16 protein-coding genes are annotated in these 15,376 nt (G+C 64.7%); 7 read left to right on the top strand and 9 right to left on the bottom strand.

Annotated elements, in window-relative coordinates; genetic code table 11:
- Positions 1-20 precede the first annotated feature (20 nt).
- From BBJ41_RS06755 to BBJ41_RS06765, 3 genes are read left to right on the top strand one after another with little or no spacing between them, the layout of a single operon-like run.
- Positions 21-1,280 (top strand): M48 family metallopeptidase, encoded by a 1,260-nt coding sequence (locus BBJ41_RS06755; RefSeq protein ID WP_069745864.1) that lies wholly within the window; start codon positions 21-23, stop codon positions 1,278-1,280.
- A complete protein-coding gene (gene rsgA / locus BBJ41_RS06760) occupies positions 1,277-2,218 on the top strand; it encodes a ribosome small subunit-dependent GTPase A (protein WP_069745865.1) in 942 nt (313 codons plus the stop codon). Before BBJ41_RS06755 ends, rsgA begins: the two co-directional genes overlap by 4 nt.
- A gap of 47 nt (positions 2,219-2,265) precedes the next feature.
- Positions 2,266-2,583: a putative signal transducing protein gene (locus BBJ41_RS06765; protein WP_069745866.1), complete on the top strand. Its 318-nt coding sequence runs from the start codon at positions 2,266-2,268 to the stop codon at positions 2,581-2,583.
- Positions 2,584-2,646: 63 nt separating this feature from the next.
- Here BBJ41_RS06765 and BBJ41_RS06770 read toward each other — a convergent pair whose 3' ends face one another.
- Together BBJ41_RS06770 and BBJ41_RS06775 are read right to left on the bottom strand one after the other, a co-directional pair.
- Positions 2,647-3,585, bottom strand: a complete 939-nt coding sequence (locus BBJ41_RS06770; protein ID WP_069745867.1) for a CobD/CbiB family protein — start codon at positions 3,583-3,585, stop codon at positions 2,647-2,649.
- Positions 3,586-3,705: 120 nt separating this feature from the next.
- The gene (locus BBJ41_RS06775; protein WP_069745868.1) at positions 3,706-4,392 is read right to left on the bottom strand and encodes a CoA pyrophosphatase; all 687 of its coding nucleotides are present in this window, start codon (positions 4,390-4,392) and stop codon (positions 3,706-3,708) included.
- A 116-nt stretch (positions 4,393-4,508) separates the two neighbouring features.
- Between BBJ41_RS06775 and BBJ41_RS40255 the strand changes: the two genes are divergently transcribed.
- Positions 4,509-5,890, top strand: a protein-coding gene (locus BBJ41_RS40255; protein ID WP_156814746.1) for an IS3 family transposase whose coding sequence is annotated in 2 segments (ribosomal slippage) — positions 4,509-4,989 and positions 4,989-5,890 — 1,383 coding nt in all. Because the reading frame shifts where the segments join, the coding sequence is not laid out codon by codon here.
- A gap of 62 nt (positions 5,891-5,952) precedes the next feature.
- On the opposite strand, the gene rplS is transcribed toward BBJ41_RS40255, so the two are convergent.
- The 4 genes from rplS to rpsP all read right to left on the bottom strand — a co-directional run bounded on the left by rplS (position 5,953) and on the right by rpsP (position 8,249).
- Positions 5,953-6,345, bottom strand: a complete 393-nt coding sequence (rplS, locus tag BBJ41_RS06790) for a 50S ribosomal protein L19 (RefSeq protein WP_006761288.1) — start codon at positions 6,343-6,345, stop codon at positions 5,953-5,955.
- A gap of 133 nt (positions 6,346-6,478) precedes the next feature.
- Positions 6,479-7,273, bottom strand: a complete 795-nt coding sequence (trmD, locus tag BBJ41_RS06795) for a tRNA (guanosine(37)-N1)-methyltransferase TrmD (RefSeq protein ID WP_069745869.1) — start codon at positions 7,271-7,273, stop codon at positions 6,479-6,481.
- Between the two features lies 1 nt (position 7,274).
- On the bottom strand, positions 7,275-7,952 hold the full coding sequence (gene rimM / locus BBJ41_RS06800; RefSeq protein ID WP_069745870.1) for a ribosome maturation factor RimM: 678 nt from the start codon (positions 7,950-7,952) through the stop codon (positions 7,275-7,277).
- Positions 7,953-7,994: 42 nt separating this feature from the next.
- The gene (rpsP, locus tag BBJ41_RS06805; RefSeq protein ID WP_006476550.1) at positions 7,995-8,249 is read right to left on the bottom strand and encodes a 30S ribosomal protein S16; all 255 of its coding nucleotides are present in this window, start codon (positions 8,247-8,249) and stop codon (positions 7,995-7,997) included.
- A gap of 152 nt (positions 8,250-8,401) precedes the next feature.
- On the opposite strand from rpsP, the gene BBJ41_RS06810 reads away from it, so the two are divergent.
- Positions 8,402-9,541: a PQQ-dependent sugar dehydrogenase gene (locus BBJ41_RS06810; protein ID WP_069745871.1), complete on the top strand. Its 1,140-nt coding sequence runs from the start codon at positions 8,402-8,404 to the stop codon at positions 9,539-9,541.
- Positions 9,542-9,650: 109 nt separating this feature from the next.
- The gene (locus tag BBJ41_RS06815; protein ID WP_069747614.1) at positions 9,651-10,118 is read left to right on the top strand and encodes an NINE protein; all 468 of its coding nucleotides are present in this window, start codon (positions 9,651-9,653) and stop codon (positions 10,116-10,118) included.
- Positions 10,119-10,202: 84 nt separating this feature from the next.
- On the opposite strand, the gene BBJ41_RS06820 is transcribed toward BBJ41_RS06815, so the two are convergent.
- Positions 10,203-11,381 (bottom strand): PA0069 family radical SAM protein, encoded by a 1,179-nt coding sequence (locus BBJ41_RS06820; protein WP_069745872.1) that lies wholly within the window; start codon positions 11,379-11,381, stop codon positions 10,203-10,205.
- Positions 11,382-11,471: 90 nt separating this feature from the next.
- The gene (locus tag BBJ41_RS06825) at positions 11,472-11,960 is read right to left on the bottom strand and encodes an Lrp/AsnC ligand binding domain-containing protein (RefSeq protein ID WP_027783879.1); all 489 of its coding nucleotides are present in this window, start codon (positions 11,958-11,960) and stop codon (positions 11,472-11,474) included.
- A gap of 145 nt (positions 11,961-12,105) precedes the next feature.
- Here BBJ41_RS06825 and BBJ41_RS06830 point away from each other — a divergent pair, with 145 nt between their 5' ends.
- Complete coding sequence (locus BBJ41_RS06830; protein WP_069745873.1) at positions 12,106-13,392, top strand: D-amino acid dehydrogenase; 1,287 nt, start codon at positions 12,106-12,108, stop codon at positions 13,390-13,392.
- Positions 13,393-13,493: 101 nt separating this feature from the next.
- Here BBJ41_RS06830 and BBJ41_RS06835 read toward each other — a convergent pair whose 3' ends face one another.
- Positions 13,494-15,284, bottom strand: coding sequence for an acyl-CoA dehydrogenase (locus tag BBJ41_RS06835; RefSeq protein ID WP_069745874.1), 1,791 nt, complete (start codon positions 15,282-15,284; stop codon positions 13,494-13,496).
- Positions 15,285-15,376 lie beyond the last annotated feature (92 nt).

A 15,376-nucleotide genomic window follows, 5' to 3' on the forward strand; every position in this document is an offset into this window, starting at 1 on the left:
AGAACCCTTTGGCGCCTTCGATGTCACCCTTTTCGTTCACCCTGCTGTTCGCGCTCGCCGTACTCGCGATGGTCGTCACCAAGCTCTGGCTCGCGTCGCGGCAAATCCGCTTCGTCGCCGCGCACCGCAACGGCGTGCCTGCGCAGTTCAGCGCAACCATCCCGCTGACCGCCCACCAGCGCGCGGCCGACTATACGGTCGAGCGCACCCGGCTGACGATGCTCGAGATCGTCGTCAGCGCGGCCGCGCTGGTCGGCCTCACGCTGCTCGGCGGCGTCGGTGCGCTCGACACGCTGCTGACCGGCTGGATCGGCCGCGGCTACGGGCAGCAGGTCGCGCTCGTCGCCTCGGTGCTCGTGGTCACGAGCGTCATCGACGTCCCGTTCGAGTATTACCGCCAGTTCGGGATCGAACAGCGTTTCGGCTTCAACCGCATGACGAAGCGGCTGTTCTTCACCGACATGCTGAAAAATTCGCTGCTCGGCGCCGCGCTCGGCCTGCCGCTGCTGTTCGTCGTGCTGTGGCTGATGAACCAGGCCGGCAGCCTGTGGTGGCTGTGGACCTGGATCGTCTGGGTCGCGTTCCAGATGCTCGTGCTGCTGATCTACCCGACCTTCATCGCACCGATCTTCAACAAGTTCGAGCCGCTGAAGGACGACGCGCTGCGCTCGCGCATCGAGTCGCTGATGAAGCGCTGCGGCTTCGCGGCGAAGGGGCTGTTCGTGATGGACGGCAGCCGCCGTTCCGCGCACGGCAACGCGTACTTCACGGGCTTTGGCGCATCGAAGCGGATCGTGTTCTTCGACACGCTGCTCGCGCGCCTGTCCGGCCAGGAAATCGAAGCGGTGCTCGCGCACGAACTCGGCCATTTCAAACGCCGCCACGTGATGAAGCGGATGCTCGTGTCGTTCGTGCTGAGCCTCGTGCTCCTCGCGCTGCTCGGCTGGCTTGCGCAGCGCACGTGGTTCTATACAGGGCTCGGCGTCACGCCGTCGCTCGACACGAGCAACGCCGGCGCCGCGCTCGTACTGTTCTTCCTGGCGATTCCCGTGTTCCTGTTCTTCGCGACGCCGTTCAGCAGCCTCACGTCGCGCAAGCACGAATTCGAGGCCGACGCGTTCGCGGCCAGCCAGACCGACGCACAGGATCTCGTCAGCGCGCTCGTGAAGCTCTATGAGGACAACGCGTCGACGCTGACGCCCGACCCCGTCTACACGGCCTTCTACTACTCGCATCCGCCCGCCTCGCAGCGGATCGACCGCCTGATGCAGCACGCATGAGCCGGCCGACCTCCCGCAAGCCGGCCCCGCGCGCGTCGGGCGCACAGCGTGTCGAAGGCCGCGTGATCGCGGCTCATGGGCGCCACTACATCGTCGCGCCCGACGACGGCGGCCCGATGCTGCAGTGCTTCCCGCGCGGCAAGAAGAGCGATATCGCGGTCGGCGACCGCGTCGTGTACGAGCAGGCGTCGGCCGACCAGGGCGTGATCGTCGAAATCGGCGAACGGCGCAACCTGCTGTATCGCTCCGACCAGTTCAAGTCGAAGCTTTTCGCGGCCAACCTCGACCAGTTGCTGATCGTGCTCGCGACCGAGCCCTATTTCAGCGAGGATCTGCTCGGCCGCGCGCTGATCGCCGCCGAGGCGAACGAGCTGAAGCCGCTCGTCGTGCTGAACAAGATCGACGTCGAGGCCGCGCTGCCGGTCGCACGGGAGCGCCTCGCGCCGTACCGCGCGCTCGGCTACGACGTGCTCGAGCTGTCGGTGAAGGGTTCGCCCGACGACGCGCGCGCGCAACTGATGCCGCACCTCACCGGCCATTCGACGATCCTGCTCGGCCAGTCCGGGATGGGCAAGTCGACGCTCGTGAACCTGCTCGTTCCGGATGCCGAAGCCGCGACGCGCGAGATTTCGGCCGCGCTCAACAGCGGCCGCCACACGACGACGTTCACGCGGCTCTACCCGCTGGAGGGCGGCGGTGCGCTGATCGATTCGCCGGGGTTCCAGGAATTCGGCCTCTACCATCTGACCGAAGGGCGTCTCGAGCGCGCATTTCCGGAGTTCAGGCCGCTGCTCGCGGACTGCCGTTTCTATAATTGCCATCATCTGCACGAGCCCGGCTGCGCGATTCTCGAAGCCGTCGCCGACGGCCGCATCGCGCCGTCGCGGCATGCGCTGTACGCGCAGCTCGTGCACGAGGCGAGCCAGATCGTCCGCTGAGCGCGCGGCAGGCGCGCGGCGGCCGGCCTTCACCGACAGGAGCCGTCATGCGTTTCAAGGCACCCAATCTCGCGACCGCGCAGCATTGGGCCAACGTGCTTCAGGCGGCCGGCATCGGTTGCGAGCTGCATAACTGCTACGCGACCGGCGCGCTCGGCGGCCTACCCGCCGACGCGTGCACGCCCGAACTGTGGCTCGACGACGAACGCGACGACGCGCTCGCGCGCCGGCTCCTCGATGCCGCGTCGCACGGCCCGTCGGCCGGTGCCGCGCCGTGGCGCTGCCGGCAATGCGGCGAAGCGCTCGAAGCCCAGTTCACCGCGTGCTGGCAGTGTGGCGCCATGCGCAATCCGCTTGACGACTGAAGCACAGCAAAAAGGCCGGCATCAAGCCGGCCTTTTTCTTTCATCGGGTGCTGCGCTACCCCGTCACGACACCCAGACGGCGAGCGTCAGCATCAGCAGCAGGATCATCCACAGGATCACCGCGCGCCAGACGAGGCCGACTGCCGACTGCAGCGTACGCGGCGTGCAATCGTCACCGACCGTCAGCGGACCGCTGTCGCCGACCGCCAGCGCATCGAGGCTCGACGGTTCCGCGAGCGGCCCCGCGAGACGCGCGCCGAGCGCGCCGCTGCCGGCTGCGAGCAACACGCCGTCGTTCGGGTCGGGCCACTGGCGCGTGTGGTTGCGCCACGCGTAGATCGCATCCTCGAAGTTGCCGACGATCGCGAAGCCGAGCGCGGTCAGCCGTGAGGGAATCCAGTCGATTACGAAGAACGCACGCTGTGCGAACGTCGAGAATGCGGCCGTGCGGTCGTCACCCGGCGTCGACCAGCTGCGCGCGAGATATTCCGAAATGCGGTACAGCACGGCACCGGCCGGGCCGATCGGCAGCACATACCAGAAGAACACGCCGAACACGTGGCGATGCGATGCGACCACGGCGTGAATCAGCGTATGACGGACGATTTCGCCGACCGGCATGTCGACCGTGTCGATTCCCGTCCACTCGTGCAGGATTTCGCGCGCGCGCGGCACGTCGTCGTTGTTGAGCGCGAGATGGATATCGGTGAAGTAATGGCTGAACTGGCGGAAGCCGAGCGTGAAATACACGACGACGACGTTCCACGCGAACGCGAGCACGAAGCTCACCTTGTACAGCAGGAAATAAATCAGTGCGACGATCAGCACCCACGGCAGCACGACCGCGAGCCATGCGAGGATGCCGTGCTTCTGCTTGCCGGCGTCGAGGCCATGCGCGACGGTTTCCGCATGAAACTGGAACAGCGCGAACACCGGATTGTTCGGCGACAACGCGCGGACCTGTTCGATGATGAGGGCGAGGAGAACCGAAAAGAAAGTCATGCGTGGCGCCGTCTTCGGAGTTATGTCATTTTTTGCATAACGATAGCACAGCGTAAGCACCGCATGGCTGCCGGCGCGGTTGCCCGGCAGCCGGCCGTACGCGCCGGCCGGTGTGTGCGCCTAGCCGGCGGCCAAGAAGCGGTACAGATTGCGAAACATGGCGGCAGTTGCGCCCCAGATGAAGTAATGCCCGCCCGGTTTGCCGTTTGGATAGGGCATCGCAAAAAAACGACGTTCGCCGCCTTCCCAGCGAAACACGCGGACCTGGTGATTCGCCGGATTCATCACAAACGCGAGCGGCACCTCGAATATTTCAGCGACTTCGAACGTGTCGGCCTGCACGGTGAACGGCGGATGCACGAGGCCGACCACCGGCGTCACGCAAAAGCCGGTGCCGGTCAGGTAGTCGGGCAGCGCGCCGAGGATTTCGACGCGCTCGGCGGCCAGCCCGATTTCTTCCTTCGCCTCGCGCAACGCGGTTGCGGTCGCATCGCGATCGAACGGCTCGCGGCGGCCGCCGGGGAAGCTGATCTGCCCGGCGTGGTCATTCAGGTGATCGGCGCGCTGGGTCAACAGCACGGTGAGGCCCGACTCGCGGACGACGAGCGGGACGAGGACGGCCGCGCTGCGCGGATCGATGCCTTCCTGCAGTCTCGCCTCTCCGGGCTCGACACTCCACTCGAGCGTGCGCGCAAAACGGTCGCGCAGGCCGGACGGCGTCAACAGGCGGGGATCAATGGCGGGCAGGCCGGCGCCGGTGCCTTCGACCGGCAATACTTCGGGATCGATGATGGGGCGGCGATTCAATGGGGCTCTCGGGTTCGTGTCGTATCGAGCATATTGTCGCGCCAGAATGAAAAAAGCACCCGGTTGAACTGCACCCCAAAAGTTGGACATCGATCCAACCTTTGGGGTGTTTTTTCATGACGAAGTACAACGAGCAGTTCAAGCGGCAAATCGTAGACGAGTACCTTGCCGGCAACGCTGGAGTGAAGGCGTTGGGCAAGCGATACGGCCTGAGCTATACGCTAGTGCACCGGTGGGTCGCCCGGTATCGTGAGCACGGCGTTGCCGGACTGAGTAAGAAATACAGCCACTATGATGAGCAGTTCAAGCTTTCGGTTTTACAGCGTATGTGGCGCGATGAGCTTTCGTATCGCGAGGTCGCGACACTATTCAACATTCGTGGTGACCGAACCGTGGCAACTTGGGTGCGCTTGTATCATGACGGCGGTATAGATGCTCTGAAGCCTCGCCGACGAGGACGCCCGCCCAGCATGAAGCCTGAACCAGACATGAAACCGGAGTTCCCGCTGCAGCCCGATGAGGCACGCACGCCGGACACGCTCTCACGCGACGACCTGCTCAAAGAGAACGAATATCTGCGTGCGGAGGTGGCGTACCTAAAAAAGCTCGATGCGCTGCTGCGATCAAAGGAGCAAGCAGCGCCAAAGAAAAAGCGCAAATAGTGCGCGAGCTCAGGCAATGCCATCCGATAGCAGCCCTTCTGAAAGCAGCAGATCTGGCGCGCAGCACGTTCTACTATCAGTTGAAGGTGCTGGATGCCGGTGATCGACATGCCGATCTCAAAGCCAGGATCCGGACCGTGTACGAGCATCACCAAGGTCGTTACGGCTATCGGCGAATCACCGCCACAATCCGGCAGGCAGGACACGCGATCAACCATAAGACCGTGCAACGACTGATGGGACAATTGCGACTGAAGTCCTTGGTGCGCCCAAAGAAATACCGCTCCTGGCGAGGCGAAGTTGGTCGTGTCGCGCCTAATCTGCTGCAGCGCAAGTTCGATGTCGAGCGCCCGAATCAGAAATGGGTAACCGACGTGACTGAGTTCAACGTCGGTGGCCAGAAGCTGTACCTGTCGCCAGTGATGGATCTGTACAACGGGGAGATCGTCGCCTATCAGATGGATCGACGGCCAAGCTTCGAGATGGTCAGCCGTATGCTGAAGAAGGCGCTGACCAAGCTTGGACGCAAGGATCGACCGCTGCTGCATTCGGATCAGGGCTGGCAGTATCAGATGCCAGCGTATCGTCGGCTGCTTGGCCAGCACGCGTTGACGCAGAGCATGTCACGCAAAGGCAACTGCTTGGACAACGCCGCGATGGAGAGCTTCTTCGGTACGCTCAAGTCAGAGTGCTACAGGCTGCAACGCTTTGCTAGCGTCGAACAGTTACGCGATGCGTTGGATCGCTACATCCATTACTACAACCACGATCGCATCAAGCTCAAACTAAAAGGGCTGAGTCCCGTTCAATACAGAACTCAGCCCTTGGGCGCCTAGCCTTCTTAAACTGTCCAACTTTGTGGGGTCAGTTCAGGTCGGGTGCTTTTTCCTTACAGCTCTTACTCTTGGGAAGCTGCTGCGGTGCGATCCTTCGACACCAGCTTTTCCTTGATTCGAGCCGACTTGCCCGAACGCTCGCGCAGGTAGTACAGCTTCGCGCGACGCACATCACCGCGGCGCTTCACGACGATGCTTGCCAGCAGCGGCGAGTACGTCTGGAACGTACGCTCGACGCCTTCGCCCGACGAAATCTTGCGGACGATGAAGTTCGAGTTCAGGCCACGGTTGCGAATCGCGATCACGACGCCTTCGTAAGCCTGAACGCGCTTGCGGGTACCTTCAACCACGTTCACGTTCACGATCACCGTGTCGCCCGGGGCGAATTCGGGGATCGTCTTGCCGGCGAGCGCGCGCTCGATTTCTTCCTGCTCAAGTTTTGCGATCAGATTCATTACTGACTCCTTATGCCATCGTGTCGGCGTTGGCACCCGCCTGCTTCCAGGCCTGGCCCCGATAGAGGATGGATTCACATCAGGCACCGCACACGCATGTACAGCACCGCCAATTCCCGCCCGCGACTTCGCCTCAGGAGGCGTTCTTCGCTTCGCGTGCGAGGTTCGCAAGCCATGCCTCGTCGGCACGGCTCAACAACTTCTCGCGGCGCGCCCGGACGATCAGGTCCGGCCGCTTCCGCAACGTATTCCTCAATGCTTCCTGGCGCCGCCACCGCTCGATCTCGGCATGATGCCCGCCGAGCAGCACGTCCGGCACGCGCACGCCGTCGTACTCCTCGGGGCGCGTGTAATGCGGACAATCGAGCAGGCCGTCGACGAAACTGTCCTGTACGGCCGACTGCGAATCGTTCAGCACGCCGGGCAGCAACCGTACGACTGCATCCATCATCGCCATCGCCGGCAACTCTCCACCCGACAGCACGAAATCGCCGAGGCTGATTTCCTCGTCGACACAACGGTCGAGCAGGCGCTGGTCGATCGCCTCGTAGCGGCCGCACAGCACGACGACACCCGGCTCCTGCGCCATCCGCACCGCGCGCTCGTGCGTGAGCGGTGCGCCCTGCGGCGACATCATCACGACGCGCGTACTCGCGATACCCTGCTCCGCCTGCGCCGCTTTCGCGGCGCCGATCGCGGCTTCGAGCGGCCTGGCCAGCATCACCATGCCCGGACCGCCGCCGTACGGACGATCATCGACCGTGCGGTAGTTGTCCGTCGTGAAATCACGCGGATTCCAGGTGCGCAGCCCGAAGCGCCCTTGCTTGACGGCCCGGCTGGTGATTCCCCAGTCGGTCAGTGCGCGGAACATCTCGGGAAAGAGCGTGACGACGTCGAACTGCACCGCGCTCTCGGTAACCTGGTTCATTTCAGTAATCGGCTTCCCAGTCGACGACGATGCGACGCGCCGCCTGGTCCACCGTTTTGACGTATACGCCGACAAACGGAATCAACCGTTCGTCGGTGGTCGGCTGACCGTCTTTGCCGGTCGCCGGATATTCGACACGCATGATCGAATGCACGCCGTTGTCGATCATCCCGCTCACTTTCCCGAGTGCCACCGATTGCTCGTTGACGACATCGAGACCGATCAGGTCGACCCAATAGAATTCGTCCGCGGCCAGTGCCGGGAAATCTTCCCGGCGCACGAACACGCGAAAGCCGCGCATGGCCAGCGCAGCATCGCGGTCGCTGACGCCCGCGGGTTGCGCAACGACCGTGTCGCTGTGCGTCTTCGACTGCATGATGCGAACGGACAGCCGCTCCGCACCGCGTTCCAGCCACCAGCGGCGTGCCTTGAGCAGCGCGTCGCCGCCGCGACCGGCGTCGGCATGCGTCGCCACCTTGACCCAGCCCTTCAGGCCGTAGGCGTCGACTACCGCCCCGACCTCGACGGCATCGTCGGGCCAGGCTTGCGCCGCTTCGAGACCACCTTGCTCGGCAGCCTCACCGGCGTTCGCGACGACGTCGCGCTCGACCGGCTTGCGGACGAATGCGCCAAATGACGCACGCCCGCGCCTTGCATTACCGGAATCGTGACCCGCCATCAATGCACCTCACAGCCGGCACGACCGGCACACCGTGCCATGTTAGGCAGCCGGTTGCGCCTTTTGCGCTTCCTTCACGAGACGCTGGACGGTCGGCGACAGTTGCGCGCCAACGCCTTGCCAGTACGTCAGGCGATCCTGAGCGATACGCAGCGATTCGCCCTTCGTGGCAACCGGGTTGTAGAAGCCGACGCGCTCGATGAAGCGGCCGTCACGACGGTTACGCGAATCGGTAGCAACGATGTTGTAGAACGGGCGCTTCTTCGAGCCGCCACGAGCCAGACGGATGATAACCATATGATGTCCTTCGGAAAACCGGGTTCGAAACTACTGAAACACGCGATTATAGCCGGAAACCAGAGGTACAACAAACACTTACGCGGAAAAAATCCGCGGAAGCCCTGTCCGACGGGCCTACAATCGTCGTGTTCAGGACGTTCCCCGTCGTCATGTCGCCCCTTCGCACCGCCTCGACGCGCCCGCGCGCAGCACCGTTCGCGGCACTGCTTGCCGGCCTCGCCTGCCTCGTGTCCGCAACGGCGTTCGCGGCGCCGTTGCCGGTGGACGAACTCGTTGTTCCGCCCGGTTTCCGCGTGGAGGTCCTGACCGATGCGGTACCGACCGCGCGCGAAATGGCGTGGTCGCCGCGCGGCATTCTGTATGTCGGCACACGGGAAGGACGCGTGCATGCATTCGTGATGCACGAGGGCCGGATCAGCGCACGCTACGTGATCGCGTCCGGGCTCGACATGCCCGTCGGCGTTGCCTATCGCGACGGCGCGCTCTATATATCTGCGGTATCGCGCATCCTGCGTCTCGACCGCATCGATGACCGGCTCGCCAGGCCGCCAGCCCCCGTCGTCGTAACCGACGCACTGCCGACCGAACACCATCATGGCTGGAAATTCATCGCGTTCGGCCCCGACGGCAAGCTTTACGTGCCGACCGGCGCGCCGTGCAATGTCTGCCTCGCCGATCGCAGCCGCTACGCGATCATCGCACGCATGAAAGCCGACGGCAGCGGCAGCGAAGTCTTCGCCCGCGGTGTGCGCAATACGGTCGGCTTCGCATGGCACCCCGATTCGGGCGAGCTGTGGTTTACCGACAACGGGCGCGACATGATGGGCGACGACGTGCCCGACGACAAGCTGAACCGCGCGCCGCGCGCCGGCCTCGACTTCGGCTTCCCTTACTGCCATGGCGGCAACACGCCCGACCCCGAATTCGGCAGCGCCGACGTATGCCGCCGTTACGTCCCGCCCGTATTGAAACTCGGCGCACACGTCGCATCGCTCGGCATGCGCTTCTACACCGGGCCGATGTTTCCGGCGTCGTATCGCAATAACGTGTTCATTGCCGAACACGGCTCATGGAACCGCAGCACGAAGGTCGGCTATCGCGTGATGCGCGTCGTCGTCTCGGCAGACGGCAGCCAGGCTCGCCAGACTCCGTTCGTGACGGGCTGGCTGCGGCCGGACGGCACGGTATGGGGACGACCGGCCGACGTGCTGCCGTTGCCGGACGGTTCGCTGCTCGTCAGCGACGACTATGCGGGTGCCATCTACCGCGTGACTTATGCGGCACCTTGACGCAGCCCGGGGGTGACCGGCCCCGACCGGGCATCGTAGAATGCGTGCCGGGCCGCGCGCCCGCGCCGGCCTGCCGGCCGCCCATGCCAACGACAATACGCCGCCATCCATGTCCAGCAGCACCGCACCGTCCCGCCGCTTCCGCTCCAAGACGCTCACCGCCGCCCTCGCCTTCCTGTTCGGCTCGCTCGGCGCGCACCGCTTCTATCTGTACGGCCTTCGCGACGTGTATGGTTGGGCGCACCTGCTTGCGACGATCGTCGGCATCCCGGGCTTCCTCCTGCTCGCCGCCACCCAGCGTACGGCCGGCCTCGGCTGGTGGCTCGCGCTGCCCGGTGCGATCTCGCTGCTGGCGGCGTTCCTCGCCGCACTCGTCTACGGGTTGCGCCCCGACGAAAAGTGGGACGCGCAATTCAACGCGGAAACAGGCAAACACAGCCGCTCGGGCTGGGCCGTGATCTTTGTCGTGATCTTCTCGCTGCTGATCGGCGCGTTCCTGCTGATGACCGCTCTCGCGCTGTCGTTCCAGACGTATTTCGAATCGCAGGTCGAAGCGGCCAAGCAGATTTCGCAGTAAGCGAAGCGGGCGCAACGCAGCAACACCCGTCGCTCGCCGCTGTGCCCTATTCCGCCCCCGACCGGCAGCGGATCGGCCTGTCGCTCAGAACAGGTTCAACTGCATGTCGTCGCGCGGCTTCGCACCGACCGAACGAACAGCAATGCGCTGCGCCGGCACCGCCGCAGACGGCGCACCGCGGAACTGCGACAGATCGAGAATACCGTTCGTGCGCTCGTTCAGCCCGAGCCGCTTGACGACCTGACGAAAGCGCTGCCGCAACAGGTCGGCCCAGATCCCCTCGCCCTTCATCCGCTTCGAAAAATCCGAGTCGTAGTCTTTTCCGCCGCGCATGTCGCGCACGCGATTCATCACGCGCTCCGCACGATCGGGAAAATGGGCGGTAAGCCAGTTCTTGAACAGCGGCGCGACCTCCCACGGCAGCCGCAGGATGATGTAGCTCGCATGCGTCGCACCGGCCTCCGCACAGGCTTCGAGCACACGTTCCATGTCGGGCTCGGTGACGAACGGAATCATCGGCGCAATGCTCACGCCAACCGGCACGCCCGCATCGCGCAGCGCACGGATCGTGCGCAACCGGCGCGCCGGTGTCGCCGCGCGCGGCTCGAGCGTGCGTGCGAGATCGGCGTCGAGCGTCGTGATCGTGACCGCCGCCATGACCTGCCCGCGCTCGGCCATGGGTGCGAGCAGGTCGAGATCGCGCTCGATCAGCGACGATTTCGTGATCGCGGCGAACGGCAGCCCGTGATCGTGCATCACCTGGATCACGCTGCGCGTGATGCGCAGGTCGCGCTCGACCGGTTGGTAGGCGTCGGTGTTGACGCCGAGCGCGATCGGCTCCGGCACGTAGCGCTTCCGCGCAATCTCGCGCTCGAGCAGTTCGGCCGCATTCACCTTCGCATAGATGCGACTTTCGAAATCGAGCCCCGGCGACAGGCCGAGATAGCTGTGCGTCGGCCGCGCGAAGCAGTAGATGCAACCGTGCTCGCAACCGCGATACGGGTTGAGCGATACGCTGAACGGAATATCGGGCGACTGGTTGTGCGTGAGAATGCTCTTCGCCCGCTCCTCGAATACCTGCGTGCGCAACGGTGCGGGAAAGTCGCCATCGTCCGACTCGTGCGTCCAGCCGTCGTCGACCGCCTCGCGCTGCGCGATCTCGTACCGCCCCTGCAGGTTGTCGACCGCACCGCGCCCCTTGCGGGGCGCGGGCGGCGCTACCGGAAATTCGTTGTCGAACCGATCGTCCATGTGCCCACCCATTCGCCTGCGCCCAATACTGTACATTTATACAGTATTGGGCGCAGCATGCCAAGGGCGGGATAAGGGGCCCGACAGCGGGCCGCCGGCACGTCAGTCGCCGACCGCAATCGTCAGCGTCTCCTTGATTTCTTCCATCACGACATAGCTCTTCGACTGCACCGCGCCGGGCAACTGCAGCAGGATGTCGCCGAGCAGCTTCCGGTAATCGGCCATCTCGCCGATCCGCGCCTTGATCAGGTAATCGAAATCGCCGGACACGAGATGGCATTCGAGCACCTCGTCGATCTTCATCACTTCCCGGCGGAATTGCTCGAACATGTTGCCGCCCTTGTGGCCGAGCGTGATCTCGACGAACACCAGCAGCGCGGCGCCCAGTTGCCCCGGGTCGACCCGCGCGTGATAGCCGGTGATCACGCCGTCCCGCTCCATGCGCCGCACGCGCTCGATGCACGGCGTGACGGTCAGTCCGACCTGTTCCGCGAGGTCTTTCATCGCCATCCGGCCGTCGTCCTGGAGCAGCTTGAGGATGCGCCGGTCGAGCTTGTCGAGTGAGCGTACGGGCTGACGTTGCGTTCTCATTTTTTTATGCTGAAAACCTGAAAAATACGATAACAAAACCTGGACATTCGACAATACCATAGCGCAAAAAACTAGATCAGCTAGAGGTTACACGGAGCCGCAGGTGCGCCCGGCCTCGATCTGGTCCCTTCCATCTGGAGCAGCTATGCGAGTCGTCATTCTGGGCAGCGGTGTGGTGGGCGTGGCAAGCGCGTATTACCTCGCGCGGGCCGGTCATGAAGTCACGGTGATCGACCGGGAAGCCGGCCCGGCGCTCGAGACGAGCTTCGCGAACGCAGGCCAGATCTCCCCCGGTTATGCCGCACCGTGGGCCGCGCCCGGCGTGCCGCTGAAGGCCGTCAAATGGATGTTCGAGAAGCACGCGCCGCTCGCGATCCGCCTCGACGGCACGCGCTTCCAGCTCCAGTGGATGTGGCAGATGCTGCGCAACTGCACGGCCGAGCGCTATGCAGTCAACAAGGGCCGCATGGTCCGCCTCGCCGAATACAGCCGCGACTGCCTGCAGACGCTGCGCGCGGATACCGGCATCCAGTACGAAGGCCGCACGGGCGGCACGCTGCAGCTGTTCCGCACGCAGCAGCAGCTCGACGGCGCGGCGAAGGACATCGCCGTGCTGCAGGAAGCGAACGTGCCGTTCGAACTGCTGTCGCCGGCCGAACTGCGCAACGCCGAACCGGCGCTCGCCGCCGTATCGCACAAACTGACGGGCGGCCTGCGCCTGCCGGGCGACGAAACCGGCGATTGCCAGCTGTTCACGACGTGCCTCGCAGCGCTTGCCGAATCGCTCGGCGTCAAATTCCGCTACAACACGCCGATCGACGCGCTCGCGATCGCGGGCGGCAAGATCGCCGGCGTGCAATGCGGCAGCGAGACGGTGCGTGCAGACGCATACGTCGTCGCGCTCGGCTCGTACTCGACCAGCTTCATCTCGAACCTGATGAAGATCCCGGTCTATCCGCTGAAGGGCTATTCGATCACCGCGCCGATCGTCAACGAAGCGGCGGCGCCCGTGTCGACCGTGCTCGACGAAACCTACAAGATCGCGATCACGCGTTTCGACCAACGCATCCGCGTCGGCGGCATGGCGGAAATCGTCGGCTTCGACAAGAACCTGCGCGCGGCGCGCCGCGAAACGCTCGAAATGTGCGTGAACGACCTGTTCCCGGGCGGCGGCGATACCTCGAAGGCGACCTTCTGGACGGGTCTGCGCCCGATGACGCCGGACGGCACGCCGATCGTCGGCCGCACGCCGGTGTCGAACCTGTTCCTGAACACCGGCCACGGCACGCTCGGCTGGACGATGTCGTGTGGTTCGGGCCAGCTGCTCGCGGACCTGATCTCGGGCAAGATGCCCGCGATCCAGGCCGACGACCTGTCGGTGCACCGTTACCTGAAGGACGTGGCCGGCCAGACGCGCCCCGCATACGCGTAAGCCGCGGCCGCCCGCAGCGATGCGGACCAGCCGGCATCAAAAAGAAAGGCGCCCCGAGGGGCGCCTTTCTCATTTCGTCGAATGTGTCGCGCGGGATCGGATCAGAACTGATCTTCCGTCAACGCGAGCACGCTCTCGTTGCCCTTCGTGCCGACGATCGACGCTTCGAGCCCGCCCGCCTGCACCAGAATGTGCTCCGCGTAGCATTGCGCGATCGCGATCTTCGCGTCGAAGAACGCCGGGTCGCTCGCACGCTGCGCCTGCGCCGCCAGCAGCGCGCGCGCCATCTGCCACCCGCACAGCACCACGCCCGCCAGCTTCAGGTACGGCACGCTGCCCGCGAACACCGCGTTCGGGTCCTGCTTCACGTTCGCCACCACGTAATCCACCACCGACGACAACGCGCGCGCACCCTTCTCCAGCTGCGCCTTCATCGACGCGGCCGCCGCGCCGTCCAGCTTGCCCAGCGCCGCCACCGTCTCGCCGATCTCCGCAATCAACGCCTTCGCCACCGCGCCGCCGTCGCGCATCGTCTTGCGGCCCACCAGGTCGTTCGCCTGGATCGCCGTCGTCCCTTCGTAGATCGCCAGGATCCGCGCATCGCGGTAATACTGCGCCGCGCCCGTCTCCTCGATGAAGCCCATCCCGCCGTGCACTTGCACACCCAGGCTCGCCACATCGTTCACCATCTCCGTGCTCCAGCCCTTTACCACCGGCACCAGATACTCGTAGATTGCCTGATGACGCGCTCGTGTCGCCTCGTCCGAATGGCGGTGGGCAATGTCGCTGTGCGCCGCTGCCACATAGGCCAGCGAACGCGCGCCTTCGGTCAGTGCACGCATCGTGCCGAGCATCCGCCGCACATCCGGGTGGTGAATGATCGTCACCGACTGCTTCGCCGACCCGTCCACCGGGCGGCTCTGCACCCGTTCCTTCGCGAATTCCGCCGCCTTCTGGTACGCGCGGTCGGCCACGCCGATCCCCTGCATCCCGACGCCGAAGCGCGCCGCGTTCATCATGATGAACATGTATTCGAGGCCGCGGTTCTCCTCGCCCACCAGGTAGCCGATCGCGCCGCCGTGGTCGCCGTATTGCAGCCCCGCCGTCGGGCTCGCCTTGATCCCCAGCTTGTGCTCGATCGACACGCAGTGCACGTCGTTGCGCGCGCCAAGCGAGCCGTCCTCGTTCACCAGGAACTTCGGCACGATGAACAGCGAAATGCCCTTCACGCCTTCCGGTGCGTTCGGCGTGCGCGCCAGCACCAGGTGGACGATGTTGTCCGCCATGTCGTGCTCGCCCCACGTGATGAAGATCTTCGTGCCGAACACCTTGTACGTGCCGTCGCCCTGCGGCTCGGCGCGCGAGCGCACCAGCGCGAGATCGGAGCCGGCCTGCGGCTCGGTCAGGTTCATCGTGCCGGTCCATTCGCCGGAGATCAGCTTCGGCACGTAGCGCTGCTTCTGCTCGTCGGTGCCGGCCGTCAGCAGCGCCTCGATCGCGCCGTCGGTCAGCAGCGGGCACAGCGCGAACGACAGGTTCGACGCGTTCAGCATCTCGATGCACGGCGTCGCGATCAGCTTCGGCAGCCCCTGGCCGTCGTACTCGGTCGGATGCTGCAGCCCCTGCCAGCCGCCTTCGACGAACTGGCGGAACGCTTGCGCGAAGCCCGGCGTCGCGGTCACGACACCGTCCTTCCAGCTGCTCGGGTTGCGGTCGCCTTCGACGTTCAGCGGCGCCAGCACCTCGCCGCAGAACTTCGCGGATTCCTCCAGCACGGCCTGCGCCGTGTCGTAACCGGCATCCTCGAAGCCCGGCAGCTGCGCAACGGTGTCGATGCCCGCGAGTTCCTTCAGCACAAAAAGCATGTCCTTGACCGGTGCGACATAACTCATGGTGTGTCTCCTCTTCTCTCGTCTGTCGATGGCGCAAAAAAAGGGGCGCTCGTCGCGCCCCTCTTTTCGTGTGCTTACCGCTGAAGCGTCAT

Origin of the sequence: Burkholderia stabilis (assembly GCF_001742165.1) — a bacterium.
GTDB classification, from domain to species: domain Bacteria; phylum Pseudomonadota; class Gammaproteobacteria; order Burkholderiales; family Burkholderiaceae; genus Burkholderia; species Burkholderia stabilis.